The following is a 25425-nucleotide window of genomic DNA, read 5'->3' on the forward strand; positions in this document are numbered from 1 at the left end:
TGGGCATGAAATTCCTGGTTACAGGCGCCGCAGGGTTTATTGGTTATCACGTTGCAGAGCGTTTGTTGACCGCCGGGCATCAGGTTGTCGGCATCGATAACCTGAATGACTATTATGACGTGGGCCTGAAAATGGCCCGTCTGGACAGACTGGCGGATAAGCCGGGATTCCGCTTTATCAAGCTGGATTTGGCCGATCGTGAAGGGATGGCGGCATTGTTCGCCGAGCATCAGTTCCAACGAGTCATTCATTTGGGGGCACAAGCCGGCGTGCGTTATTCGTTGGTTAACCCGTTGGCTTATGCGGACGCCAACCTGATCGGCCATTTGAACGTTCTGGAAGGCTGCCGCCATAATAAGGTCGAGCATTTACTTTATGCTTCCTCCAGCTCTGTTTATGGCCTCAATCGCAAGCTGCCGTTTGCTACCGAAGATTCTGTCGATCACCCTGTGTCACTGTATGCGGCCACCAAAAAAGCCAATGAGCTGATGTCACACAGCTACTCTCATTTATACAGTCTCCCGACGACGGGGTTACGCTTCTTTACCGTATATGGTCCCTGGGGGCGTCCGGATATGGCGCTGTTCAAGTTTACCAAGGCCATATTGGCGGGGGAGAGCATCGATGTATATAACCACGGTGAAATGCACCGTGACTTTACCTACATCGATGATATCACCGAGGCGATTGTGCGGCTGCAGGCGGTTATTCCGCAGGCAGATCCGTCATGGAGCGTTGAACAGGGATCGCCAGCGACCAGTTCCGCACCGTATCATGTTTATAATATCGGCAATAACACCCCCGTTAAACTGATGGAATATATCACGGCGCTGGAGCAGGCTTTGGGGGTAACTGCCCGCAAGAATATGCTGCCGATGCAACCTGGCGACGTGATGGATACCAGTGCGGACACCGCAGAGCTTTATCGTGACATTGGTTTTAAACCGGAAACCAGCGTTGAAGAGGGTGTAAAGCGCTTTGTTGATTGGTATAAGGCATTCTACCAGGTTCAATAATTGAACGGGGGTAAATGCGATAAAGGGGCCTTAGGGCCCCTTTTTTTCATTGGGGCTCCATGCAGGGAAGAAAATGCGAATTAGGATATTTACTAAAAGGAGAGGGGTGAGGTGGGATCACGTCGATAAGCTTTAAAATGAAAAGGCCCCCCGGAGGGAGCCTTTCAGATACGGACTGAATCGCTATTACAGCAGGAAATCGTCCAGAGATTTACCTTGCTCTTCGATAGCTTTCTTAATCACCGCAGGCGTACGGCCTTGGCCGGTCCAGGTTTTCAGTTCGCCGTTTTCATCTTTATATTGGTATTTAGCAGGACGTGCTGCACGCTTTGCTTTGCCGGCAGCCTTGTTGGCAGCCATGGTTTGCAGCAGCTCATTTGGATCGATACCATCAGCAATCAGCATTTCGCGGTATTGCTGCAGTTTACGAGTGCGTTCTTCGATTTCTGCTTGAGCCTGGCTGTCTTCTTCGCGACGTTCGTTCACAACAACTTCCAGTTTCTCGAGCATTTCTTCCAGCGTTTCCAGTGTGCATTCTCTTGCCTGGGCGCGCAGAGTGCGGATGTTGTTCAAAATCTTTAATGCTTCGCTCATTGTCCTAGTCTCAAATTATATTGGTGGGGGGCGTCTCGATAATAATAGAGTGCTATTTTCTTTTCTGCAATAGCCAAATTGACTTGAATACTCAAATTTACCTTTTAAAAAACCGTTAATCGGATCTGTCCGACTAATATAGGAAGGGCTGTTAACTATTATCCTCACCGCACTTAAGTCAAAATTTCAGCAGGCATGCTTTAAAAGGCGCGTGTCGCAAGGCTTTCATCGATAAGTTATCGTCGTAATTTATATCAATATTACAATGAGTTCTGTGGGCTTAATCACGCCATGGTAAGGCAGACATTGTAAACAATAGGGGTATATAGGTAAAGGTTGCGTCAGGAAACGTCGGGGGGATAGCGAAGGTGATTAAATGCCCTGTATTGGCCTCACGTATAATAGACAAGCACTCTCCCGCGGCTGCGGTGCCTGCCGCAGTGAAAGAGGATTATGCATTAATGGGCAAATGTTCGGGGTTAACCATTAGCAAGAATTAATAGTGATGACAGGCATACATTATCCTGTAAATAGCTGTAAAAAGAACGGGCCGACAGAACGATATGTTTCGCTTGAAAGCGCATTATTACGGCGAACGCAATATTCGTTCGCTTTGGGCTGAGCCGGGGGGCGGCTTATGGTACACTTACCGTCCTAATCAACATTTGAATATTTCTTATACCATCGGAGTTGCGGGGCCATGGCTCAACTTTATTTTTATTACTCTGCGATGAATGCCGGCAAGTCCACCGCGCTGCTACAGTCTTCATATAACTATCAAGAACGTGGTATGCGCACGCTGGTGTTCACCGCGGAGATCGATCACCGCTTTGGCGTCGGTAAAGTCAGCTCGCGCATCGGTTTATCCTCGCAGGCCCAGCTCTATAACAACGACTCGATGCTGTACGCCATGATTCAGCAAGAGCATCAACAGCAGCCGGTGCATTGTGTGCTGCTGGATGAAAGCCAGTTCCTGACCAAGGCGCAGGTTGAGCAATTGTGCGATGTGGTGGACCAACTGGACATTCCCGTATTGTGCTACGGCCTGCGTACCGATTTTCTCGGTGAGCTGTTTACCGGCAGCCAATATTTGCTGGCCTGGGCCGATAAGCTGGTGGAATTGAAAACCATCTGTCACTGTGGGCGCAAGGCCAACATGGTGTTGCGGTTGGATGAAAACGGCCAGGCGATGCACGCTGGTGAACAGGTGGTGATTGGCGGTAACGAGAGCTATGTCTCCGTCTGTCGCAAGCATTATAAAGAGGCGATTCACTCCCTGGAGTAGGAGCGAAAATGCCGCCAGCGCCCGCTGAGGCGTTTTGGCGGTGGGATAAGAAAAACCGCGCGCCAGGCGCAATAATAAACCCGCCGTTTGGCGGGTTTTTTTATCGGTTCACGGAACCGTTATTTCTTGGGCTTCTTTACCGCGGTTTTGGCTGCAGCCGGAGTCGCCGCTTCCTCGTCGACCGCTTCGCTGAATTCGCGGCCGTAGAAGGTATCCAGCATGATTTGCTTCAGTTCGGCAATCAGCGGATAGCGAGGGTTGGCGCCGGTGCATTGGTCGTCGAATGCGTCTTCCGACAGCTTGTTGACTTTCGCCAGGAAGTCCGCCTCCTGCACACCCGCCTCACGGATGGAGGTTGGGATGCCCAACTCGGTTTTCAGCTCGTCCAGCCAGGCCAGCAGTTTCTCAATCTTCTGCGCGGTGCGGTCGCCCGGTGCGCTCAGGCCGAGGTGGTCGGCGATTTCAGCGTAGCGGCGGCGCGCCTGAGGGCGGTCGTACTGGCTGAAGGCCGTTTGCTTGGTCGGGTTGTCGTTCGCGTTGTAGCGAATGACGTTGGAAATCAGCATCGCGTTGGCCAGGCCGTGCGGAATGTGGAACTCCGAACCCAGCTTGTGCGCCATGGAGTGACAGACCCCGAGGAAGGCGTTGGCGAAAGCGATACCGGCGATGGTGGCGGCGTTGTGCACGCGTTCACGGGCAACCGGGTTTTTCGCGCCTTCTTTATAGCTGGCCGGCAGATACTCTTTCAACAGTTTCAGCGCCTGCAGCGCCTGGCCGTCGGAGTATTCGTTCGCCAGCACCGACACGTAGGCTTCCAGCGCGTGGGTTACCGCATCCAGACCGCCGAAGGCGCACAGGGATTTTGGCATGTTCATCACCAGGTTGGCGTCGACAATCGCCATGTCCGGGGTCAGCGCATAGTCGGCCAGCGGGTATTTCTGTCCGGTGGTGTCGTCGGTCACGACGGCGAATGGTGTGACTTCCGAACCGGTGCCTGAGGTGGTGGTGATGGCGATCATCTTCGCTTTCACGCCCATTTTCGGGAACTTGTAGATACGCTTGCGGATGTCCATGAAGCGCAGCGCCAGATCCTCGAAGTGGGTTTCAGGATGTTCGTACAGCACCCACATGATTTTCGCGGCGTCCATCGGCGAACCGCCGCCCAGCGCGATGATGACGTCCGGTTTGAAGGAGTTCATCTGCTCGGCGCCTTTGCGCACGATGCTCAGCGTCGGATCGGCTTCCACTTCAAAGAACACTTCAGTTTCGATACCGTGAGACTTCAGAACCTTGGTGATCTGGTCGGCATAGCCGTTGTTGAACAGGAAACGGTCGGTCACGATGAAGGCGCGTTTCGCCCCGTCGGTCGCCACTTCTTCCAGCGCGATAGGCAGTGAGCCACGGCGGAAGTAGATCGATTTCGGAAGTTTATGCCACAACATGTTTTCTGCTCGCTTCGCTACAGTTTTCTTGTTGATCAGGTGTTTAGGTCCGACGTTTTCAGAGATGGAGTTACCACCCCAGGAACCGCAACCCAGCGTCAGCGAAGGCGCAAGTTTGAAGTTGTACAGGTCGCCGATACCGCCCTGAGAAGCCGGGGTGTTGATCAGAATGCGAGCCGTTTTCATTTTATCGCCGAAGTAGGCGATGCGAGCCGTTTGGTTATCCTGGTCGGTGTACAGGCAGGACGTGTGGCCGATACCGCCCATGGCGACCAGTTTTTCGGCTTTGGCGACGGCGTCTTCGAAGTCTTTGGCACGGTACATCGCCAGGGTAGGCGACAGTTTTTCATGTGCGAAAGGTTCGGACTCGTCGACCAGCTTCACTTCACCGATCAGCACTTTGGTGTTGGCCGGCACTTTGATGCCGGCCATTTCGGCGATTTTTGGTGCGGATTGCCCGACGATGGCCGCGTTCAGGCCGCCGTTTTTCAGGATGATGTCCTGCACCGCTTTCAGTTCTTTACCCTGCAGCAGATAGCCGCCGTGGGAAGCGAAGCGCTCGCGTACCGCATCATAGATAGCGTCAACAACGATGACCGACTGTTCGGAAGCGCAGATAACGCCGCTGTCGAAGGTTTTGGACATCAGGATAGAGGCGACCACGCGTTTGATATCTGCGGTTTCGTCTACCACGACCGGCGTATTGCCGGCGCCGACGCCGATTGCCGGTTTGCCGGAACTGTAGGCGGCTTTCACCATGCCCGGGCCACCGGTGGCGAGGATCAGGTTGATGTCAGGGTGGTGCATCAGCTGGTTGGACAGCTCGACGGTAGGTTGGTCGATCCAACCGATGATGTCTTTCGGCGCACCGGCGGCGATAGCGGCTTGCAGCACGATATCGGCGGCTTTGTTGGTGGCATTCTTCGCACGCGGGTGCGGCGAGAAGATTATGCCATTGCGGGTTTTCAGGCTGATCAGCGCTTTGAAGATCGCGGTAGAAGTTGGGTTGGTGGTAGGAACGATACCGCAAATCAGGCCGATAGGTTCGGCGATGGTGATGGTACCGAAAGTGTCATCTTCAGACAGGATGCCACAGGTTTTTTCATCTTTATAGGCGTTGTAGATGTACTCGGAAGCGAAGTGGTTTTTGATCACTTTGTCTTCGACGATACCCATTCCGGATTCTTCCACGGCCATTTTGGCCAATGGGATACGGGCATCAGCAGCGGCGAGGGCGGCAGCGCGGAAGATTTTATCCACTTGCTCTTGAGTGAAGTTGGCATATTCGCGCTGGGCTTTTTTGACACGTGCGACAAGCTCGTTCAGTTCAGCGACATTCGTTACAGCCATAATGCTCTCCTGATAATGTTAAACTCTTTCAGTAAATAAGCCGTGCGAGCCACTAGTATAGTCGTAACGGGGATAAGCGGTGATGAGAATACCGGGGGCTTCCCGCGTTATTTCTTCGCATGCTGCTGATTTGCTTAAAGAGCTTCACCCTACGCCAACCGGAGGGGCAGGCAGTGAGGAGAACAGAACCGGCGATGCCGCGGCCTACTTTGTTCTACTCCCTGACTACGACTAAGAGCTTACCCACAGTTGGGTAGTTGATTTGTGATCTAAATCATGAAAAGTGCAAGCTGACACCTTTCAGCTTGCTGGTGTTGGGAATTATTCTCGATAACTGTGAGCGGTGACTCTTTTTTCAACATAAAAAATCAAAAGGCCATACATCACTTTAACAAAGGGCATTTGTTTTGTTGCATAACCTGCTGGTAGTCAAAAATGCTGCTCTGGCCGGATGGATTACCCGCGGCAATTCCATTACATTAGCGCGCATAGGCAGCACACCTTTTTATAGTACTTAATGCGGAGCCATCTGTGGGCCAATCTCTGTTGGATCTTTCCGGCTTTATCAAGTTCTTTGTCGGTCTGTTTGCGCTGGTCAACCCGGTGGGCATCTTGCCGGTGTTTATCAGTATGACCAGTTATCAGGCGGAAGCGGGGCGCAACAAAACCAACCTGACCGCCAACCTGTCGGTCGCCATCATTCTGTGGACCTCGCTGTTCCTGGGCGAAGGGATCCTGCGGATGTTCGGCATCTCTATCGATTCGTTCCGCATCGCCGGCGGTATTCTGGTGGTGACCATCGCCATGTCGATGATCAGCGGCAAGCTGGGGGAAGACAAACAGAACAAACAAGAGAAGTCGGAGAGCGCGATCCGCGAAAGTATCGGCGTGGTGCCGTTAGCGCTGCCGCTGATGGCGGGGCCAGGGGCGATCAGTTCTACCATCGTCTGGAGTTCACGTTATCACAACTGGCAAAGCCTGCTCGGTTTTACGGTGGCGATCGCCTTGTTCGCCTTTTGCTGCTGGCTGTTGTTCCGCGCCGCGCCGCTGTTGGTGCGTTTGCTTGGGCAGACCGGCATCAACGTGATCACCCGAATCATGGGCCTGTTGCTGATGGCGCTCGGGATCGAGTTTATCGTTACCGGCATTAAGGCGATATTCCCCGGCCTGTTGTAATACCCTTTGTTTAGCCGCGCATCTTTCGCGTTGGCGCGGCTAAAATTAATTTTAAAATTTAAATTATTTATTGGTTCGCATTATTATAGTGCAGAGGATGAATAAAATTTATTCGGTTGCACCCTTATGTTGCATAAATCTCATCTTGCTGTGCAAAAAAAACGCTAAGCGTTATTTCAGACACTTTTCTTCCTCCATTTCCGCGCGTTTTGTCCCCGTTCAACGGTAAAGCTGTTGTTAAATTAATCACATCATTCTGTGGGGCTTGTCTCACTTTCATCCAGGTGTTATTAGTGATTAACCGACCATAGGCAGGTGTTTGTTCTTTGAATGGCTGGATTGTTAACTGAATGTTTCTTTGTGCGGCGGTGAGATGACGCTGACGGTTTCAAACGAAATGATTTTGGTTTTTTTGTCTTTAAAATCAAAGTGATGATTTTGTTTTTTCGGTGCCCCGCTCTCGGGGAGCGGATCGGGCTTCGTGCGATAAAAGAGAATTGCTTAACATTTTCGTAAAATTTATTGGCTATGGAATTTGGCTTCTGCTAATTTCCGAGCAACTTTCCCGTGGTCAATTAACTGAAATGCGCCATAAAAACGGGAATGATTTTTGCTGGTATCCGTTTATTTAGAATTCTTATAAACACTTCACAAACTTCGATAAGCGATGCTTGTCGGTGAAAAGGAGCCTCGATTATGCAGCAAACCCTGAAGCGTACTTCTTTGACCTTGTTGATTAGCGGCGCGCTGAGCGTCGGCGTCATAAATAACAGTTTGGCGGCGGAAGTGCCGGCCGGCGTTCAGTTGGCGCAGCAACAGAATATTGTGATCAACAACGGCAGCGAAGTGGCTTCATTGGATCCGCATAAGGTCGAGGGGGTACCGGAAAGCAATATCATTCTTAACCTACTTGAAGGGCTGGTGAGCACCGACGCCAACGGGCATGTGGTGCCGGCGGCGGCGGCGAGCTGGGAAAACCAGAATTATCAGCAATGGACCTTCCACCTGCGCCCCGGTGCGGTGTGGAGCGACGGCACCCCGGTGACCGCGCAAGACTTCGTCTACAGCTGGCAGCGCCTGGCCGATCCGAAAATCGCCTCGCCTTACGCCAGCTATCTGCAATACACCAAAGTCGACAATATCGACGACATCCTGACCGGCAAGAAGCCTCCGCAGACCCTCGGCGTCAAGGCGTTGGATGACCAGACGCTGCAGGTGACGCTGAGCGAACCGGTGCCGTATTTCATCAGCATGCTGAGCCACACGTCGCTCAAACCGGTCAAACGGGCGGTGGTGGAGAAATTCGGCGATAAATGGACGCTACCCGCCAACTACGTCGGCAACGGCGCTTACCGCCTGAAAGAGTGGGTGGTGAACGAGCGCATCGTGCTGGAGCGCAGCCCGAGCTACTGGAACAACAAGCAGACGGTGATCAATCAGGCGACCTTCCTGCCGATTACTTCGGAAGTCAGCGACGTCAACCGCTTCCGCAGCGGCGAGATCGACATCACCAACAGCGCGATCCCGCCGTACCTGTACGTCAAGATGAAGCGCGAAATGCCCGAACAGCTGCACGTTAACCCTTATCTGTGCACCTTCTATTACGAGCTCAATAACCAGCGGGCGCCGTTTACCGATCCACGCGTGCGTACGGCGGTGAAGATGACGCTGGATCGCGACATCATCGCCAACAAGATCATGGGCCAGGGACAGATCCCGGCCTACAGTTTCACGCCGACCTTTACGGAGGGCGCGAACTTTACGCAGCCCGCATGGGCCGGCTGGAGCCAGGAACAGCGCAACGCCGAGGCCAGGAAGCTGCTGGCGGAGGCGGGCTACAGCGATGCCAAACCGCTGAAGTTCTCGTTGCTCTACAACACCTCCGATCAAAACAAACAGCAGGCGATCGCCGCCGCATCGATGTGGAAGAAGAACCTCGGTGCGGAGGTCACGCTGCGCAATCAGGAGTGGAAGACTTCATTGGAGAGCCGCCATCAGGGGCAATACGATGTGGCGCGCGCCACCTGGTGCGGCGATTACAACGAACCCAGTGCGTTCCTGAACCTGGTGCTGTCCAACAGCAGTATCAATACCGTGTTCTATAAGAGCCCGGCGTTCGACGCCATCATGGCCGCTACGCTGAAGGCGCCGGATGAGGCCGCGCGCGCCGCGCTCTATCAGCAGGCGGAAGCTCAGCTGGACAAAGACTCCGCGTTGGTCCCGGTTTATTACCGCGTCAGCGCACGGTTGATCAAGCCGACGGTAGGCGGGTTCACCGGCAAAGACCCGCTGGACTATACCGACGTTAAAAATCTGTACATTATCAAGCAGTAAAGGGGTATTCCTTGCGCTAACTCGCGGAGGAATATAGGGAAGGCCGGCCGCCGCATTCGTTCCGCGGCGGCGGGAAAACAGAGTCCGCTTACGGGCAACGCAGGTTCCACGAAGAGCCTGTGATAATAAAAACTGGAGTCGATAAGTATGACCAACATCACGAAGAAAACGCTCATTGCCGCCGGCGTCATCGCCGCGCTGGGCATCACAGCAACCACCTCCGCCTTTGCCGCCGACGTTCCTGCCGGCGTGCAACTGGCCGACAAGCAAGAAATTGTCAAAAATAACGGTTCCGAAGTGCAGTCGCTTGACCCACATAAAATCGAGGGCGTGCCGGAAAACAACGTCACCCGCGATCTGATGGAAGGCTTGGCGAACAACAGCCCGGACGGTTCCATCGTGCCGGGCGTCGCGGAAAGCTGGGATAACAAAGATTTCAAAGTCTGGACCTTCCACATGCGTAAAGACGCCAAATGGTCCAACGGCAAGCCGGTGACGGCGCAAGATTTCGTCTACAGCTGGCAGCGCGTAGTGGATCCGAAAACTGCATCGCCTTACGCCAGCTACCTGCAGTACGCCCATGTGGAAAACGTCGATGACATTATCGCCGGTAAAAAAGACAAGTCGACGCTGGGCGTGAAGGCCATCGACGACCACACCTTCCAGGTGACCCTGAGCGAGCCGGTGCCTTATCTGGTTGAAATGACCCCACACTACGCCATGAAGCCGGTTTACAAAGACGCGGTGGAGAAGTTTGGCGAGAAGTGGACGCTGCCAGCCAACTACGTCAGCAACGGCGCTTACAAACTGAAAGACTGGATTGTCAACGAACGCATCGTACTGGAACGCAACCCGGAATATTGGGATAACGCCAAAACCATCATCAATAAAGTGACGTTCCTGCCTATTTCGTCGGAAGTGACCGACGTTAACCGCTACCGCACCGGCGAAATCGACATGACCTACAACAACATGCCGATCGAACTGTTCCAGAAGCTGAAGAAAGAGATCCCGAAAGAGGTGCATGTCGATCCTTACCTGTGCACCTACTACTACGAAATCAACAACCAGAAGGCGCCGTTCACCGATGCGCGCGTGCGTGAAGCGCTGAAGCTGGGCATGGACCGCGACATCATCGTCAACAAGGTGAAAAACCAGGGCGATCTGCCGGCCTACAGCTTTACGCCGCCATACACCGACGGCGCCAAGCTGACTCCGCCGGAGTGGTTCGGCTGGACGCAGGAAAAACGCAACGAAGTGGCGAAGAAACTGCTGGCGGAAGCCGGCTACGGCCCGGGTAAACCGTTGACCTTCTCCCTGCTGTACAACACCTCCGATCTGCACAAGAAGCTGGCGATCGCCGCCGCGTCCATCTGGAAGAAAAACCTGGGCGTGGACGTGAAGCTGGTGAACCAGGAGTGGAAAACCTTCCTGGATACCCGTCATCAGGGGACCTATGACGTGGCGCGCGCCGGCTGGTGCGCCGACTATAACGAGCCGAGTTCGTTCCTGAACATGATGCTGTCCGACAGCAGCAGTAACACCCCGCACTATAAGAGCGCCGAGTTCGACAAGCTGATGGCCAACGTGTTGACCGCGAAGAGCAAAGACGAGCGCGCCGATCTGTATCAGAAAGCGGAAGTTCAGCTGGATAAAGATTCCGCCATCGTTCCGCTGTATTACTATGTGAACGCCCGTTTGGTGAAACCTTACGTCGGTGGCTACACCGGCAAAGACCCGCTTGATAACGTGTACGACAAAAACCTGTACATCATCAAGCATTGATACGGTAAGAGCCGGCGGCGCAGGCCGCCGGCCCATGTTGAGAATAATAAGCCGTCATCAGGCTGTCGCACAGGGTTAGGGCAATGCTTAAATTTATACTTCGTCGCTTATTGGAAGCGATCCCGACACTATTTATCCTTATCACCATCTCATTCTTCATGATGCGCCTGGCGCCCGGCAGTCCATTTACCGGGGAACGCGCATTGCCGCCGGAAGTTATGGCGAATATCGAAGCCAAATATCATTTGAACGACCCGATCTGGAAACAGTACGGTCATTATCTGGCGCAGCTTGCGCAGGGAGACTTCGGCCCGTCCTTTAAATACAAGGACTATTCGGTCAACGATCTGGTCGCCAGCTCTTTCCCGGTTTCCGCCAAACTCGGCCTGGCCGCGTTTCTGCTGGCGGTGGTGCTGGGCGTGAGCGCCGGCGTGATCGCCGCGTTGAATCAGAACACCAAATGGGACTACACGGTGATGGGGTTCGCCATGACCGGGGTGGTGATACCCAGTTTCGTGGTGGCGCCGCTGTTGGTGCTGATCTTCGCCATCACGTTGAAATGGCTGCCGGGCGGCGGCTGGAACGGCGGCGCGCCTAAGTTCATCATCTTGCCGATGGTAGCGCTGTCTCTGGCCTATATCGCCAGCATCGCCCGTATCACGCGCGGCTCGATGATTGAAGTGCTGCACTCCAACTTCATTCGCACCGCGCGCGCTAAAGGCTTGCCGATGCGCCGTATCATTTTCCGCCACGCGCTGAAGCCGGCGCTGTTGCCGGTGCTGTCCTATATGGGCCCGGCGTTCGTCGGGATCATCACCGGTTCGATGGTGATCGAAACCATCTACGGCCTGCCGGGGATCGGCCAGCTGTTCGTTAACGGCGCGCTGAACCGCGACTACTCCCTGGTGTTGAGCCTGACCATTCTGGTGGGCGCTCTGACCATTCTGTTCAACGCGATCGTCGATGTGCTGTATGCGGTCATCGATCCGAAAATCCGTTATTAATCTGGAGCACGCGAATGATGTTGACTAAAAAGAACAGCGAAGCTCTGGAACACTTCAGCGAGAAGCTGGAAGTGGAAGGACGCAGCCTGTGGCAAGACGCGCGCCGGCGCTTTATGCATAACCGTGCGGCGGTCAGCAGCCTGTTCATCCTGGTGTTGATCACGCTGTTTGTGGTGCTGGCGCCGATGCTGTCGCAATTTGCCTACGACGATACCGATTGGGCGATGATGTCCGCCGCGCCAAGCCTGGAATCGGGGCACTATTTCGGCACCGATTCCTCCGGGCGCGACCTGCTGGTGCGCGTGGCGATTGGCGGGCGTATCTCGCTGATGGTCGGCGTGGCGGCGGCGCTGGTGGCGGTGATCGTCGGCACCCTGTACGGCGCGATGTCCGGTTATCTAGGCGGCAAGATCGACTCGGTGATGATGCGTCTGCTGGAGATCCTCAACTCCTTCCCGTTCATGTTCTTCGTGATCCTGCTGGTGACCTTCTTCGGCCAGAATATCCTGTTGATCTTCGTGGCGATCGGTATGGTGTCGTGGCTGGATATGGCGCGTATCGTGCGCGGCCAAACGCTCGGTCTCAAGCGTAAGGAGTTCATCGAAGCGGCGCTGGTGTGCGGCGTCTCCACGCGCAACATCGTGCTGCGGCATATCGTGCCTAACGTGCTCGGCGTGGTAGTGGTGTACGCGTCGCTGCTGGTGCCGAGCATGATCCTGTTCGAATCCTTCCTCAGCTTCCTGGGGTTGGGCACGCAGGAGCCGCTGAGCAGCTGGGGCGCATTGCTCAGCGACGGCGCTAACTCAATGGAAGTTTCACCGTGGTTGCTGCTGTTCCCGGCGGGTTTCCTGGTAGTCACTCTGTTCTGTTTCAACTTTATCGGCGATGGCCTGCGTGACGCCCTCGACCCGAAAGATCGTTAAGGAGTGCAACCATGAGCACCATTGAACATCCTCAACTGCAAACCGGCGCCGGCGTCAAAACGTCGCCGCTGCTGGACGTGAAAGACCTGCGCGTCACGTTTTCCACGCCGGACGGCGACGTGACGGCGGTAAACGATCTGAACTTCGATCTGCGCGCCGGCGAAACGCTGGGCATCGTCGGTGAATCCGGCTCAGGCAAATCGCAGACCGCGTTCGCCCTGATGGGGCTGCTGGCGAGCAATGGCCGCATCGGCGGCTCGGCCAAATTCAACGGCCGCGAGATCCTCAACCTGCCGGAAAATCAGCTTAACAAGCTGCGGGCCGAGGAGATCTCGATGATCTTCCAGGACCCGATGACCTCGCTCAACCCTTATATGCGCGTTGGCGAACAGCTGATGGAAGTGCTGATGCTGCATAAGAAACTGAGCAAAAGCGAAGCCTTCGAAGAGTCGGTCCGCATGCTCGACGCGGTGAAAATGCCGGAGGCGCGCAAGCGCATGCGCATGTACCCGCACGAGTTTTCCGGCGGTATGCGCCAGCGCGTGATGATCGCCATGGCGTTGCTGTGCCGGCCGAAGCTGCTGATCGCCGACGAGCCGACCACCGCGCTGGACGTGACCGTCCAGGCGCAGATCATGACGCTGCTCAACGAGCTGAAGCGCGAGTTCAACACCGCCATCATCATGATCACCCACGACCTGGGCGTGGTGGCCGGCATCTGCAACAAGGTGCTGGTGATGTACGCCGGCCGCACCATGGAATACGGCAGCGCACGCGAGGTGTTCTACCAGCCGAGTCATCCGTACTCCATTGGTCTGTTGAATGCGGTGCCGCGTCTCGACGCCGAAGGCGAAGCGTTGTTGACCATTCCCGGCAACCCGCCGAACCTACTGCGGTTGCCGAAAGGCTGCCCGTTCCAGCCGCGCTGCCCGTACGCCATGGAACAGTGCGCGAGCGCTCCGCCGTTGGAGCAATTTGGGGAAGGGCGCCTGCGCGCCTGCTTTAAACCGGTGGAGGCGTTAGTATGACAGCGGTAACCGACAAGAAAGTGCTGCTCGAAGTCGCCGATCTGAAAGTGCACTTCGACATTCATGACGACAAACAGTGGTTCTGGCAGCCGCCGAAAACCCTGAAGGCGGTCGATGGCGTCACGCTGCGGCTGTTCGAGGGGGAAACCCTGGGCGTGGTTGGCGAATCCGGCTGCGGCAAATCCACCTTCGCGCGCGCCATCATCGGCCTGGTGAAGGCCACCAGCGGGCGCGTCGCCTGGCTGGGCAAAGATCTGCTGGGCATGAGCGACGCCGACTGGCGTAAAACCCGCAGCGATATCCAGATGATCTTCCAGGATCCGCTGGCTTCGCTCAACCCGCGCATGACCATCGGCGAGATCATCGCCGAGCCGCTGCGCACCTACTACCCGAAAATGCCGCGTCAGGAAGTGAAGGACAAGGTCAAGGCGATGATGCTGAAGGTCGGCCTGTTGCCTAACCTGATCAACCGCTACCCGCACGAGTTCTCCGGCGGTCAGTGCCAGCGTATCGGCATCGCGCGCGCGCTGATCCTCGAACCGAAGCTGGTGATCTGCGACGAGCCGGTCTCCGCGTTGGACGTGTCGATTCAGGCGCAGGTGGTGAACCTGTTGCAGCAGCTGCAGCGCGAGATGGGGCTGTCATTGATCTTTATCGCCCACGATTTGGCGGTGGTGAAGCACATTTCCGATCGCGTGCTGGTGATGTACCTGGGCCATGCGGTGGAGCTGGGCACCTATGACGAGGTGTATCACAACCCACAGCACCCTTACACCAAAGCGCTGATGTCGGCGGTGCCGATCCCGGATCCGGACAAGGAGAAGGAAAAACAGATCCAGCTGTTGGAAGGGGAGCTGCCTTCGCCGATCAACCCGCCGACCGGCTGCGTGTTCCGCACCCGCTGCCCGATCGCCGGGCCGGAGTGCGCCAAGACGCGTCCGCTGCTGGAGGGCAGCTTCCGCCACGCGGTATCCTGCCTGAAGGTCGATCCGCTGTAATGCGCCGCTAGCCGGCAACAAAAAGCCCCGCTGAATAAGCGGGGCTTTTTTATCCGATGCGCTGGCGGCGAATCACTCTTTCCACAGAATGTGGCACAGCTTGTGGTCTTTCTCGCGGCAGATCAGCACGCGGGCGAACACGTCGTTGATTGGCTCGCCGTCGCTGTCCGCCAGACCGATCACCACTTCGGCGAAGAAGTCTGGGTTCAGATCGTAGTCCACGTGCTCGCTCCAGTCTTCGGAGGGATCGTACAGTTCTGCGCCGCCGCGCTCTTCAAACTGCAGATTGAACAGCAGAATATCCGCCGGATCCAGATTGTCGCCGGCCAATTCGAGAAAGATGTCGTAGGCCTGTTCCAGCGTTTCGTCTTCGGTAAGGCGGTTATTCAAATCCATAAAAAAATCCTGATAACAAATGATTTGGCGCTATTAAAGCACGCTCGCTGCGGCTTTTACAGCAGCGGGCTGAAAAAGTAGAACAGGCGCTCAACCAGGCGATGCCAGAACGGCCGCTTCAGCCACTCTTTGGCGTTCAGCAACTGGGAACGGGCGATGTAATCTTCCTGCACGCAGGCCAGATCGCTGCCGAAGCCGTCGTCGTCGATCACCAGGGTGATTTCGAAATTCAGCCACAGGCTGCGCATATCCAGATTGACGGTGCCGACCAGGCTAAGCTGGCCGTCAACCAGCACGCTCTTGGTGTGCAGCAGACCGCCTTCGAACTGATAAATTTTCACTCCGGCTTCCAGCAGCTCGGAGAAGAACGCGCGGCTGGCCCAGCGCACCATCATCGAATCGTTGTCGCGCGGCACGATGATGCTGACCTCGACGCCGCGCAGAGCGGCGGTGCAGATGGCGTGCAGCAGATCGTCGCTCGGCACGAAGTACGGCGTGGTCATGATCAGCTGCTCGCGCGCGGAATAAACCGCGGTCAGCAGCGCCTGGTGGATCATTTCCTCGGGGAAGCCGGGGCCGGAGGCGATCACCTGAATGGTGTGGCCGCTTTCCTGCTCGAACGGCATGATGTTGACGTCCGGCGGCGGCGGCAGAATGCGCTTGCCGGTTTCAATTTCCCAGTCGCAGGCATAGACGATGCCCATGGTGGTGGCCACCGGGCCTTCCATGCGTGCCATCAGATCGATCCATTGGCCGACGCCCGCATCCTGTTTGAAGTAGCGCGGATCGACCATGTTCATGCTGCCGGTATAGGCGATGTAGTTGTCGATCAGCACCACCTTGCGGTGCTGACGCAGATCCATGCGGCGCAGGAACACGCGCAAGAGGTTGACCTTTAGCGCTTCGACCACTTCGATGCCGGCGTTGCGCATCATCGCCGGGTAGGGGCTGCGGAAAAATTGCAGGCTGCCGGCGGAGTCCAGCATCAGGCGGCAGTGTACGCCGCGCCGGGCGGCGGCCATCAGCGATTCGGCCACCTGATCGACCAGGCCGCCGGGCTGCCAGATATAGAACACCATTTCGATGTTGTGGCGCGCCAGCTCGATGTCGCGGATCAGCGCTTTCAGCGTGTCGTCGGTGGTGGTGAGCAGCTGCAGCTGGTTGCCCTTGACGCCGTCGATGCCCTGGCGGCGGTTGCACAGCTGGAACAGCGGTTCGGCGACTTTACTGTATTCGGTGGCGAAGATGCGACGGCTCTCTTTCAGTTCCTTCAGCCAGCGCGCGGTCGACGGCCACATGGCCTTGGCGCGCTCGGCCCGGCGCTTGCCCAGATGCAGCTCACCGAACGATAAATAGGCCACGATGCCGAACAGCGGCAGAATATAGATAACCAGCAGCCAGGCCATGGCAGAGGGAACCGCACGGCGTTTCATCAAAATGCGCATCGTCACGCCGGCGATCAGCAGCCAGTAGCCGAACACCATGAGCCAACTGATTACGGTATAAAATGTTGTCATAAAGGCGAAAAATCCCGTTCGCAAACCACCAATGATGAGTGTACGCACAGATCGGGCAAGGCGAAACCTTTTATCGGCGCTTATGTTACATAAATATGATGAAGTTAAGGCACTTGCCGAAATTGAAAGGGGGGTTTTTGCCGGTGCGACGTCCGTTATGTTGCCGATAACGGCGGCTTGGATCACGGGCGGAAAGGGCTATAATGCCCGCGGTTGGCATTAGACGAACGAGTGACGGAATTATGAGACGCAGTAGAAATGAAGTGGGCCGTTGGCGCATGTTGCGACAGAGCCAACGTCGCCGGCATCGCTGGCTGGAACGCCAGTCGTGCAGCAATCGCCATATTATCCGGGTGCGGCGCCGCCTGGACGATCAGCATCGGCGTGCGCTGCTGTTTGCGGTATCCTGCGAGTGGTAAAACGAAAACAGTCCCGAGAGGGACTGTTTTGTTATGGCGTCAGGGTTATTTGCCGAGGTAGGCGTTGAGCATCCAGACCTGTTTTTCCTGCTCTTTGATATAATCGCTCATCAATGACGCGGTGCCTTCGTCGCCGGCGCCTGCCGCTACCGTCAGCAGTTCACGCTGCTGCTGCAGCAAGATTGAATACCCTTCCAACAGGCCGCGCAGCGTGCCCTTATCATCGGTCACGTTGGTGTGTTCCTTGATGTCGGCGGTTTTCAGATAGTCGCTGAAAGCGTGACGCGGCTGCGAGCCCAGCGTCAGGATACGTTCCGCCAGCTCATCCACCTTGGTCAGCAGATCGTTGTAAGTTTCTTCGAATTTCGCGTGCAGCTCAAAGAACTGCGGGCCGGTAATATTCCAGTGATAGCCGCGCACGTTCATATACAGCACCTGATAATTCGCCAACAGCGCATTCAGCGCTTCGGCGAGTTTTGCCGATTGTTTACTGTCGAGGCCGATATGGGTTTTCGCTGCTTTCTTCGCCGTTGCCATAATAATCTTCTCCTGATTATTCGTTCCAAGGGTAGACAGAATCAATTTCCATAGCTGTTACAGTAACCGGATTTATCGCAGGGTTAAACACGATAACAGGCATCATTACCATCGCTTAAACCGATGACGATAAATCCGTCGAGCAAATTGCCGAATCAGTTTACGCAGGATCCGCCGGCGAAAAAAGCCGCTTTTATCGGTTACTTGCGCAGCGCCAGTTTTACCACGCCGGCGCCCAGCGCCATTAACAGCGCGGCGGCGATCAGCACCGTAATAAAGGCGCGATCGAAGGCCAAACGCGCCAGCTGCGTCAGCTGCTGCGCGCGATCGGCCGCCATTCCGGCGGCCAGACGCAGGGCTTCGTCGATACTGTCGTAGGCCAGATCGCTGACCGGCAGCGCCGCCGGCAGCGCCAGGCTGTGACTGTAGACCGCCGTCATCAACCCACCGAGCAGCGTCACGCCCAGCACGCCACCCAGCTCGTAGGAGACGTCTTCGATAGAGGCCGCCATGCCGGATTTCTCCTCCGGCGCGTTCAGCATGATGGCGGTGGACGCGGCGGTGATCACGCCGCCGAGGCCAAAGCCCACCAACGCCAGGCTCACCAGCTGCGGTGCCATGCTGCTTTGATACCACAGGGCGAGGCCGGCGATGCCGAAGGCGGTCAGGACGAAACCGCCGAGGATGATGCTGCGCTCACCGTAGCGCGGCAACAGTAAACCGGCCATTGGCCCCGCCAGCGCCGAGGCCAGCGGGATCGGCAAGATGAACAGCGCTGCCTGCAGCGGGCTGAGGCCGAGCACCAGTTGCAAGCGTTGGCTGAGCACCAGCTCGACGCCGATCAGGGCCACCATCGACAGCAACGCCACGCCGATGCCGCCGGCGAACAGCCGGTTGCGGAACAGGGAGAAATCGATCATCGGGTGAGCGCTGCGCTGCTGACGACGCACAAACAGCACCAGGAACAGGATGCCGATCAGGGCCGCTGCGAGCAACGCGCTGAGGCCAGGCGCCGGCTTGCTCAGTTCCTTCAGCGCATAGATAGCGCCGACCAGACCGATCATGATCTGCACCGAGCCGACGATATCGGCGGGGCGCGGGTTATCGCCGCCGCAGCGGGGGATTAGTTTCCACGCCAGCGGCCAGACCAGCAACACCACCGGTACGTTGATCAGGAACACCGATCCCCACCAGAAATACTCCAGCAGCAGGCCGCCGACCACCGGGCCGATGGCCGCGCCGCCGGAGGCCACCGAGGCCCAGATGCCGATCGCCAGCGCGCGTTCGCGTTCGTCGGTAAAGACGTGGCGCACGATGGACAGCGTGGCGGGCATCATCATTGCCGCGCCAACGGCGAGGAATACCCGCGCGGCGATCAGCCACTCGGCGGTGGGCGAGAAAGCGGCGCACAGCGAAGCGACGGCAAACACCGGCAGCCCGGCGAGAAACAGCCGCTTATGGCCGATGCGATCGCTCAGCATGCCGGCGCCGGGCAGTAGCCCGGCGACCACCAGCGGGTAGGCGTTGACGATCCAGAGTTTTTGCGAGGCGCTGGCGTCCAGCGCCTGGGTTAAGCGTGGCAGAGCGGTATAGAGCACCGTCATGTCGATAACAATCAGGAACAGGGCGCTGGCGACCATTGTCAGGATTAACCAGCGGTTCTTGGCGTACATAAGTCATAATCCAGTTAACGTGGGCGGCGCGAAGGCGCCGCCATTGTGGTAACCCTCCGGCGATGCCGGGTGGTATACTGGCGATAATATATATCCATACGTTCGTATTGAAAAGAAGGGTTTCTTAATGGGACGTCAACGCAGCATCGATCGCGACAAAGTTTTGGACACCGCCGAAGAGATCGTCGCCACCCAGGGCGCCGCCGGCTTGACCATTGACGCCGTCGCCAAAGCGATGGGGATCTCCAAGGGCGGGGTGCAGTACTGTTTCGGCAGCAAAGACGCCCTGATTGATGCCATGTTCGATCGCTGGGGCAGTGCCTACGAGACGCTGTTCGCCGCTATCGCCGGTGACGATCCTTCGCCGCAGACCGGCGTGCGGGCGCATATGTTGGCGACGCAAAGCTCGGATCAGACCGCCAGCGCCAAGGCCGCCGGGCTAATGGCGACGCTGATTCAAACGCCGGAGCATCTGGCGAGCACGCGTGAATGGTATCGCAGCCGCATCGCCGGTTTGGATTTGACGACGGAAGAAGGCAAGCGCGCGCGCCTGGCGTTTCTCGCCACCGAAGGCGCCTTTATGCTGCGTTACTTTGGTTTGATGGATATCGACCAGGCGGAATGGGAAACGATGTTCACCGATATGCAGGCGTTGATTTTAACTGAGGGTGCCTATCGCACTGATAGCTAGTAAAGCCCGCAGTGAAAGGCGTATGTTTATCGCACAAGATATTCCCTCGAAGAACTTTTTAGCCAGCCACTCCGTGCTGGCTTTTTTTTGCCTGCGGCAAGCTTCGGAGCAAAGGCCCCCTGCGTGCAGGGGGCTCCGGACATTACTTGCGCGCGTCCAACAGTTGCTGGGCATTCTCTGTGGTAACGACGGTCCACGGAATGTAGTAATGCTTCTGCGTGCCACCCTCCCATTTCAGATCCTTGGCGTACTGTTTCCAGATATCCGACTGTGGTTGATAGCTTTCACCTTTCACGGCGCGCAGCGCGACGTCGATGGAACCCTGCATCTGGCCTTTGGCATCTTGCAGAATAGAGACCATTTCACCGGCCTGCACCGCATGAATCGCGTCGGAGACGCCGTCAACGCCGGCAATCGCGAAGTCCTTCACATTCAGGCCAGCGCCTTTGATCGCTTCGATAGCGCCCAGCGCCATCTCGTCGTTTTGACCAATCACGCCGTTGATTTTACCCCGGTGCTTCTGCAGCCAGTTTTCCATCAGCGGCTGCGCTTCCGCGCGTGACCAGTTGGCCGTTTTGCGCTCAAGTACCGTGACCTGGCCGGCGCCGCACTCGGCAATCGCTTTATCGTTACCCTTGCCGCGCTGGATCTCGCCGCTGCCGCCTTTCGGGCCTTCGATAATCACCACATTCACCTTCTGGTTCTTGCAGTCGAGTTTGTCCAGGACGGCTTTGGCTTCCAGATACCCCCCCAACTCGTCATTAGACACCACTTCAGACGTCATCGCGTCCGTGTTCAGGCGCGCGTTGGTGACCACCACCGGGATTTTGGCTTCGTTGGCATTAGTGACGATATCGATATTGGCCTCAAAATCCATCGGGTTGACGATAATGGCATCGGCGCGCGTTTGGATAGCGGTGGCGGCCTGATCGTTTTGCACCGATGCATCATAACGCCCATCGTAGAAGGTCAGCACGGCTTCGCCGCTTTTCACCGCCGGGTGTTCCTTCCCGAACCTTTCCATCAATTGCACGAACTCGGCTTTGTTGCCGTACATCAATACCGCGATTTTTACCGGGGCGGCCTGAGCTGCCGACAGGCTACCGAGCATCATGGCAGAGGCAAACAACGCTATCTTGGTCTTATTCATGGTTTTCTCCTGGTAGAGTTGGGTCTGATGTTATTAATCGCGCTGTTGCTTACGCGATGGGTCGAGCAATACGGCAAGAACGATCAATGCGCCTTTGATAATTTGTTGGTAATACGATTGCACGCCGAGCAGATCGAGGCCGTTATTCATCACCCCGATAATCAGCACGCCGAAGAAGGTGCCGACCAGCGTACCGACACCGCCGGCCATGCTGGTGCCACCGATCACCACCGCCGCGATGGCGTCCAGCTCATACCCTGCGCCGGCGTTGGTCTGCGCCGAACCGGTGCGTGCGGTGAGGATCAGGCCGGCGATGCCGGCCAGTGCGCCGCACAGCGTATACACCAGTATTTTGATGCGGGTGACGTTAATCCCCGAGGTGCGCGCGCTTTTCGGGTTGCCGCCGACGGCGTAGATGTAACGCCCGAAGAGGGTTTTATTCAGCACCAGCCAGGCGAGGGCGAACAGCACGATGAAGATGATGACGGGCACCGGAACGCCGCCGACATAGCCATTGCCTAACCAGCGGAAATCGCTGTTCAATTGCGATACTGGATTGCCGTTGGTGGTCAACATGGTTAACCCGCGCGCCGCGGAGAGCATGCCCATGGTGACGATAAACGGCTGCAGCCGATAACGGGCTAACACGGTGCCGTTCACCAGGCCGCAAACGATGCCGATGCCCAGCGCCACAATCAGCGGCGCCATGACGGCGGTCGCGGTGTCGCCGATAGCTAATCCGCTGTTGTTGGTGGCGAAGCGAGCGGCGACGATCCCGCTTAACGCCAGCACCGAGCCCACGGAGAGATCGACGCCGGCCGTAATGATGACGAAGGTCATGCCGATCGCCAGAATGCCGTTGATCGAGACCTGGCGCAGGACGATCAGGGTGTTTTCATTGCTGAGAAAATAATTGCTGCTCCAGGCCCCCTGAGCGACCTGATATTCGCCAATCAGCGCCACGATCAGGCACAGGGCGAAAAAGGCGATGATAATGCCGTATTTGTGCATACGGCGCTTATTGCGGGTGAAAAATGAAATTCCTGGTGATAAGGAGTGGGCGCTGCTCATTTTTTTTCTCTCTCTGTTAAACCGCAAGTTTCATCAGTGCTGCCTGGGTCGCATCGGCCGCCGAAAGCTCGCCGGCCAACTGCCCGTCGCGAAACACCAATATGCGATCGCTCATGCCGATAATTTCCGAAAGCTCGGAGGAAACCATGATGATCCCTTTGTTTTGCAAGGCGAACTCCGACATAAATCGGTAGATCTCTTTCTTGGCGCCGACGTCGATGCCGCGCGTCGGCTCGTCGAGCAGCAAAACCTCCGGATCCAGCAGCGCCCAACGGCCCAGCACCACTTTTTGCTGGTTGCCGCCGCTCAGGTTACCCACGGGTTGTTCGCCATCGTGGGTTTTAACGTTGAAGCGCTGGATCATGTCGCGGGTTCGCGCCTGCTCCCGTTTCTCGCTGACAAACCCCATCCGGCTGATGCCGGCAAAAGAGGCGATATTGATGTTTTCACTGACGGAACGGCACAGCACTAGGCCGGTTTCCTTGCGATCTTCCGTCACGTAGGCAATACCGCTGTCGATGGCCTTGCGCGGAGAATGGCGGTTCAGCGTCTTGTCACCCAAGCGGATCGTGCCGCTGTCGGCATGCTGAATGCCGAAGATAAGATCGAGAAACTCGCTGCGGCCCGATCCCACCAGGCCGTAGATGCCCAGGATCTCACCGTGCTTCAGTTGCAGGCTGATATCTTTTATCTTGCTGCGCCAACACAGGTTGTTGACCTCCAGCAAGACCTCTTCACCGGGCTGATTGAATTTGGCGAACTCGCTGTCGTACTCGCCGCCAATAATGTGTTCGATCAGCTGCTCACGGGTAATGTCAGCGATATAGCCTTCATGGATATAGGCGCCGTCGCGGAAAATGGTGTAGCTGTCCGCGATTTGGAATATCTCTGACAAACGGTGGGAGACGTAGATAATGCCTTTACCTTTCGCCGCCAGTTGCTGAAGCGTCTGAAAGATTTTTTGCGCATCCTCCTCGCCAATCGCCGAGGTGGGTTCATCCATGATGATGATGTCGGCATTGGCATGCGACAGCGCTTTGGCGATCTCGACCAACTGCTGCTCGGCGACGCTCAGGTTGCGCATTTTCTCTCGGGCGTCGATCTTGAAATCGAGTTCCTTGAGCAAGCTGGTGGTGCGTTGATTGAGCGTCGCGAAATCGACGAACCCTAGGCGTCTCGGCTCGCGGCCCAGCCAAATGTTTTCGGCCACCGTCAGATCCGGGATCGCGCTCAGTTCCTGCTGCACGATGGCGATGCCGGCGTTGAGGGCTTCCCGGGGATGATGAAATTCACAGCGTTGGCCATTGATAAAAATGTCGCCGCCATCGGGTTGAATAAAGCCCATCAGAATGCTGAGAAAGGTGGATTTACCCGCGCCGTTGCCGCCGCACAGGGCATGGATGGATCCACGCCGCAGGCAAAACTCCGCATTCTTGAGCGCCACGACCGGGCCAAAAGCTTTCCTGACGCCGCTGACCTCCAGCAGGTAGGCGGGCGCTTGCGTCTGGGGATCTCGCGTCACAGTTGCACCTCCGGATAGGTCTGCTGCAAGCGTTGCAGGTACCGTTGATAAAGCGTCTCGTATTGCGCCTGTCTGCCAGCATGTGGCCGTGTGCGCGTGGCCTCATCCAGCGCAACGAAACGCTGGCACAGTTCGGCCAGCAACGCGCCGGCGTTCCGCTGCGGATCGTCGGCCAACGTCGTCGCCCACATCGCCTGAATGGCGCCGCCCAGCGCGGCGGTCTCTTTGGCTTTCAGACAGACTACCGGGCACCCCATCACGTCCGCGACGATTTGTCGCCAGGCGGCGCTGCGGGCGCCGCCGCCGGTGAGGCGGATCTCGCGCGCTTCGATGCCCTGACGGCGAAACAGCTCGATGCCATAGCGCAACCCATACGTAGCGCTTTCGACTACCGCCAGGCAGAGATTGGCACGGGTAAAATTGTCGCTATCGAGGTTATGCAGACTGGCGCGCGCGTGGGGCAACGGCGGAACACGTTCGCCATTGAAGAACGGCAGCATCTCGACACCGCCTGCACCGGGCGCGGCCTGCGTCAACAAAGCGTTAAAGCCGGCAAGGTCTTCGTCCAGCAGCATTTGTACCGCAGTGGTGGCCGAGGTGACATTCATGGTGCAAATCAATGGCAGCCACCCGTTGGTGCTGGAGCAGAAGCCGGCAATCATGTCCGACTCCGCCGCGACGGGGGCGGCAGACCAGGCGAATAGCGTGCCGGAGGTGCCCAGACTCAGGGTAAGGGTGCCGGCCTCGATGTTGCCGGAACCGATGGCCGCCATCATGTTGTCGCCGCCGCCGGTCGATACCCGAACTGCCGGGCCGAGGCCGAGTTTTTCCGCGGCGGCGGGGCGCACCGTGCCGATGCAGCATTCCGCGCTTTTGAGCGGCGGCAGGGCTTGCCACAGGCGGCCGCTGTCGTCGATGAGATCGACCGCGGTTTTGCTCCAGCGACGGGTGCGTACATCGAACAACCCGGTGCCGGAAGCGTCGCCATATTCCGCTACGCGCTCCCCGGTCAGCCAGAAGTTCAAATAATCATGAGGCAACAACACGGTGTGCAGTTTTGCCCAGAGCGCCGGATGGTGTGTTTTGAACCAAAGGATTTTTGACGCGGTATAACCGGTGGCGATCCGCAGGCCGAGTGTTTCCAGCGAGCCGTTGGCTCCGCCGAGCTGTTGCAGGAGTCGTTCGTTTTCCTCTGCGGTTTCGGTATCGCACCACAGCTTGACGCTGTGCAGCACGTTGCCGTCTGCGTCCAGTGGCACAAACCCATGTTGTTGGCCCGAGACCCCCAGAGCATGAATCTCCCGTGCATCAACGCCGGCGTTAGTCACGGCTTGGCGAAAAGCGATGACTAACGCCTCAATCCACCAGTCGGCCTCTTGTTCGCGCCGGCCATTGGCTTGGCTGATGAGACGGTGAGGGGCGTTGCCCTCACCGAGGATCACGCCCTGTGTGCTGTCGACAATCACGACTTTCGTGCCTTGCGTACCGCAGTCTATGCCAGCATAGAGCGCCAT

Annotated in this window: 21 protein-coding genes; 11 read left to right on the forward strand and 10 right to left on the reverse strand. The window is 56.9% G+C overall.

Annotated elements, in window-relative coordinates; translation table 11 throughout:
- The first annotated feature begins 5 nt into the window (after nt 1-5).
- The gene (locus tag RE418_RS17250; protein WP_049205526.1) at nt 6-1016 is read left to right on the forward strand and encodes an NAD-dependent epimerase; all 1011 of its coding nucleotides are present in this window, start codon (nt 6-8) and stop codon (nt 1014-1016) included.
- 186 nt (nt 1017-1202) lie between these two features.
- Here the strand turns inward: RE418_RS17250 and hns are convergent, their stop codons facing one another.
- Nucleotides 1203-1610: a histone-like nucleoid-structuring protein H-NS gene (gene hns / locus RE418_RS17255; RefSeq protein ID WP_004932170.1), complete on the reverse strand. Its 408-nt coding sequence runs from the start codon at nt 1608-1610 to the stop codon at nt 1203-1205.
- Between the two features lie 700 nt (nt 1611-2310).
- Between hns and RE418_RS17260 the strand changes: the two genes are divergently transcribed.
- Complete coding sequence (locus tag RE418_RS17260) at nt 2311-2895, forward strand: thymidine kinase (protein WP_015378091.1); 585 nt, start codon at nt 2311-2313, stop codon at nt 2893-2895.
- A 119-nt stretch (nt 2896-3014) separates the two neighbouring features.
- On the opposite strand, the gene adhE is transcribed toward RE418_RS17260, so the two are convergent.
- A complete protein-coding gene (gene adhE / locus RE418_RS17265; protein ID WP_399675340.1) occupies nt 3015-5687 on the reverse strand; it encodes a bifunctional acetaldehyde-CoA/alcohol dehydrogenase in 2673 nt (890 codons plus the stop codon).
- Nucleotides 5688-6218: 531 nt separating this feature from the next.
- Between adhE and RE418_RS17270 the strand changes: the two genes are divergently transcribed.
- The 7 genes from RE418_RS17270 (at nt 6219) to oppF (ending at nt 14935) form a co-directional block, all read left to right on the forward strand.
- Nucleotides 6219-6863, forward strand: coding sequence for a YchE family NAAT transporter (locus tag RE418_RS17270; protein WP_015378089.1), 645 nt, complete (start codon nt 6219-6221; stop codon nt 6861-6863).
- Between the two features lie 696 nt (nt 6864-7559).
- A complete protein-coding gene (locus RE418_RS17275; protein ID WP_089180989.1) occupies nt 7560-9197 on the forward strand; it encodes an ABC transporter substrate-binding protein in 1638 nt (545 codons plus the stop codon).
- A gap of 147 nt (nt 9198-9344) precedes the next feature.
- Complete coding sequence (gene oppA, locus RE418_RS17280; RefSeq protein ID WP_399675343.1) at nt 9345-10982, forward strand: oligopeptide ABC transporter substrate-binding protein OppA; 1638 nt, start codon at nt 9345-9347, stop codon at nt 10980-10982.
- A gap of 83 nt (nt 10983-11065) precedes the next feature.
- Complete coding sequence (oppB, locus tag RE418_RS17285) at nt 11066-11986, forward strand: oligopeptide ABC transporter permease OppB (protein WP_004932150.1); 921 nt, start codon at nt 11066-11068, stop codon at nt 11984-11986.
- Nucleotides 11987-12000: 14 nt separating this feature from the next.
- Nucleotides 12001-12909, forward strand: a complete 909-nt coding sequence (gene oppC / locus RE418_RS17290) for an oligopeptide ABC transporter permease OppC (protein WP_025303073.1) — start codon at nt 12001-12003, stop codon at nt 12907-12909.
- Between the two features lie 11 nt (nt 12910-12920).
- Nucleotides 12921-13937 (forward strand): ABC transporter ATP-binding protein, encoded by a 1017-nt coding sequence (locus RE418_RS17295; RefSeq protein WP_043142468.1) that lies wholly within the window; start codon nt 12921-12923, stop codon nt 13935-13937.
- Nucleotides 13934-14935, forward strand: coding sequence for a murein tripeptide/oligopeptide ABC transporter ATP binding protein OppF (gene oppF / locus RE418_RS17300; RefSeq protein WP_025303071.1), 1002 nt, complete (start codon nt 13934-13936; stop codon nt 14933-14935). The genes RE418_RS17295 and oppF overlap by 4 nt, the downstream gene beginning before the upstream one ends.
- A gap of 72 nt (nt 14936-15007) precedes the next feature.
- Here the strand turns inward: oppF and RE418_RS17305 are convergent, their stop codons facing one another.
- Together RE418_RS17305 and cls are read right to left on the reverse strand one after the other, a co-directional pair.
- A complete protein-coding gene (locus RE418_RS17305; protein ID WP_004932139.1) occupies nt 15008-15331 on the reverse strand; it encodes an HI1450 family dsDNA-mimic protein in 324 nt (107 codons plus the stop codon).
- 56 nt (nt 15332-15387) lie between these two features.
- Nucleotides 15388-16848, reverse strand: a complete 1461-nt coding sequence (cls, locus tag RE418_RS17310; RefSeq protein ID WP_025303070.1) for a cardiolipin synthase — start codon at nt 16846-16848, stop codon at nt 15388-15390.
- A gap of 242 nt (nt 16849-17090) precedes the next feature.
- On the opposite strand from cls, the gene RE418_RS17315 reads away from it, so the two are divergent.
- A complete protein-coding gene (locus RE418_RS17315; RefSeq protein WP_025159792.1) occupies nt 17091-17267 on the forward strand; it encodes a YciY family protein in 177 nt (58 codons plus the stop codon).
- Between the two features lie 45 nt (nt 17268-17312).
- On the opposite strand, the gene RE418_RS17320 is transcribed toward RE418_RS17315, so the two are convergent.
- Together RE418_RS17320 and smfY are read right to left on the reverse strand one after the other, a co-directional pair.
- Nucleotides 17313-17804 (reverse strand): Dps family protein, encoded by a 492-nt coding sequence (locus RE418_RS17320; protein WP_043142470.1) that lies wholly within the window; start codon nt 17802-17804, stop codon nt 17313-17315.
- Between the two features lie 200 nt (nt 17805-18004).
- Nucleotides 18005-19477 (reverse strand): multidrug efflux MFS transporter SmfY, encoded by a 1473-nt coding sequence (smfY, locus tag RE418_RS17325; RefSeq protein WP_399675347.1) that lies wholly within the window; start codon nt 19475-19477, stop codon nt 18005-18007.
- 127 nt (nt 19478-19604) lie between these two features.
- On the opposite strand from smfY, the gene RE418_RS17330 reads away from it, so the two are divergent.
- The gene (locus RE418_RS17330) at nt 19605-20168 is read left to right on the forward strand and encodes a TetR/AcrR family transcriptional regulator (protein WP_025303067.1); all 564 of its coding nucleotides are present in this window, start codon (nt 19605-19607) and stop codon (nt 20166-20168) included.
- A 142-nt stretch (nt 20169-20310) separates the two neighbouring features.
- On the opposite strand, the gene RE418_RS17335 is transcribed toward RE418_RS17330, so the two are convergent.
- The 4 genes from RE418_RS17335 to xylB all read right to left on the reverse strand — a co-directional run bounded on the left by RE418_RS17335 (nt 20311) and on the right by xylB (nt 25425).
- Nucleotides 20311-21318 carry a substrate-binding domain-containing protein gene (locus RE418_RS17335; protein ID WP_025303066.1) on the reverse strand — a complete coding sequence of 336 codons (1008 nt, stop codon included), beginning with the start codon at nt 21316-21318 and terminating at the stop codon, nt 20311-20313.
- A gap of 33 nt (nt 21319-21351) precedes the next feature.
- Nucleotides 21352-22329, reverse strand: coding sequence for an ABC transporter permease (locus RE418_RS17340; RefSeq protein WP_016927501.1), 978 nt, complete (start codon nt 22327-22329; stop codon nt 21352-21354).
- A gap of 76 nt (nt 22330-22405) precedes the next feature.
- Complete coding sequence (locus RE418_RS17345) at nt 22406-23911, reverse strand: sugar ABC transporter ATP-binding protein (RefSeq protein WP_060433196.1); 1506 nt, start codon at nt 23909-23911, stop codon at nt 22406-22408.
- Nucleotides 23908-25425 (reverse strand): xylulokinase, encoded by a 1518-nt coding sequence (gene xylB, locus RE418_RS17350; RefSeq protein WP_151428586.1) that lies wholly within the window; start codon nt 25423-25425, stop codon nt 23908-23910. The genes RE418_RS17345 and xylB overlap by 4 nt, the downstream gene beginning before the upstream one ends.

This window comes from Serratia sp. szju (assembly GCF_044594185.1).
Taxonomy (GTDB): domain Bacteria; phylum Pseudomonadota; class Gammaproteobacteria; order Enterobacterales; family Enterobacteriaceae; genus Serratia; species Serratia bockelmannii.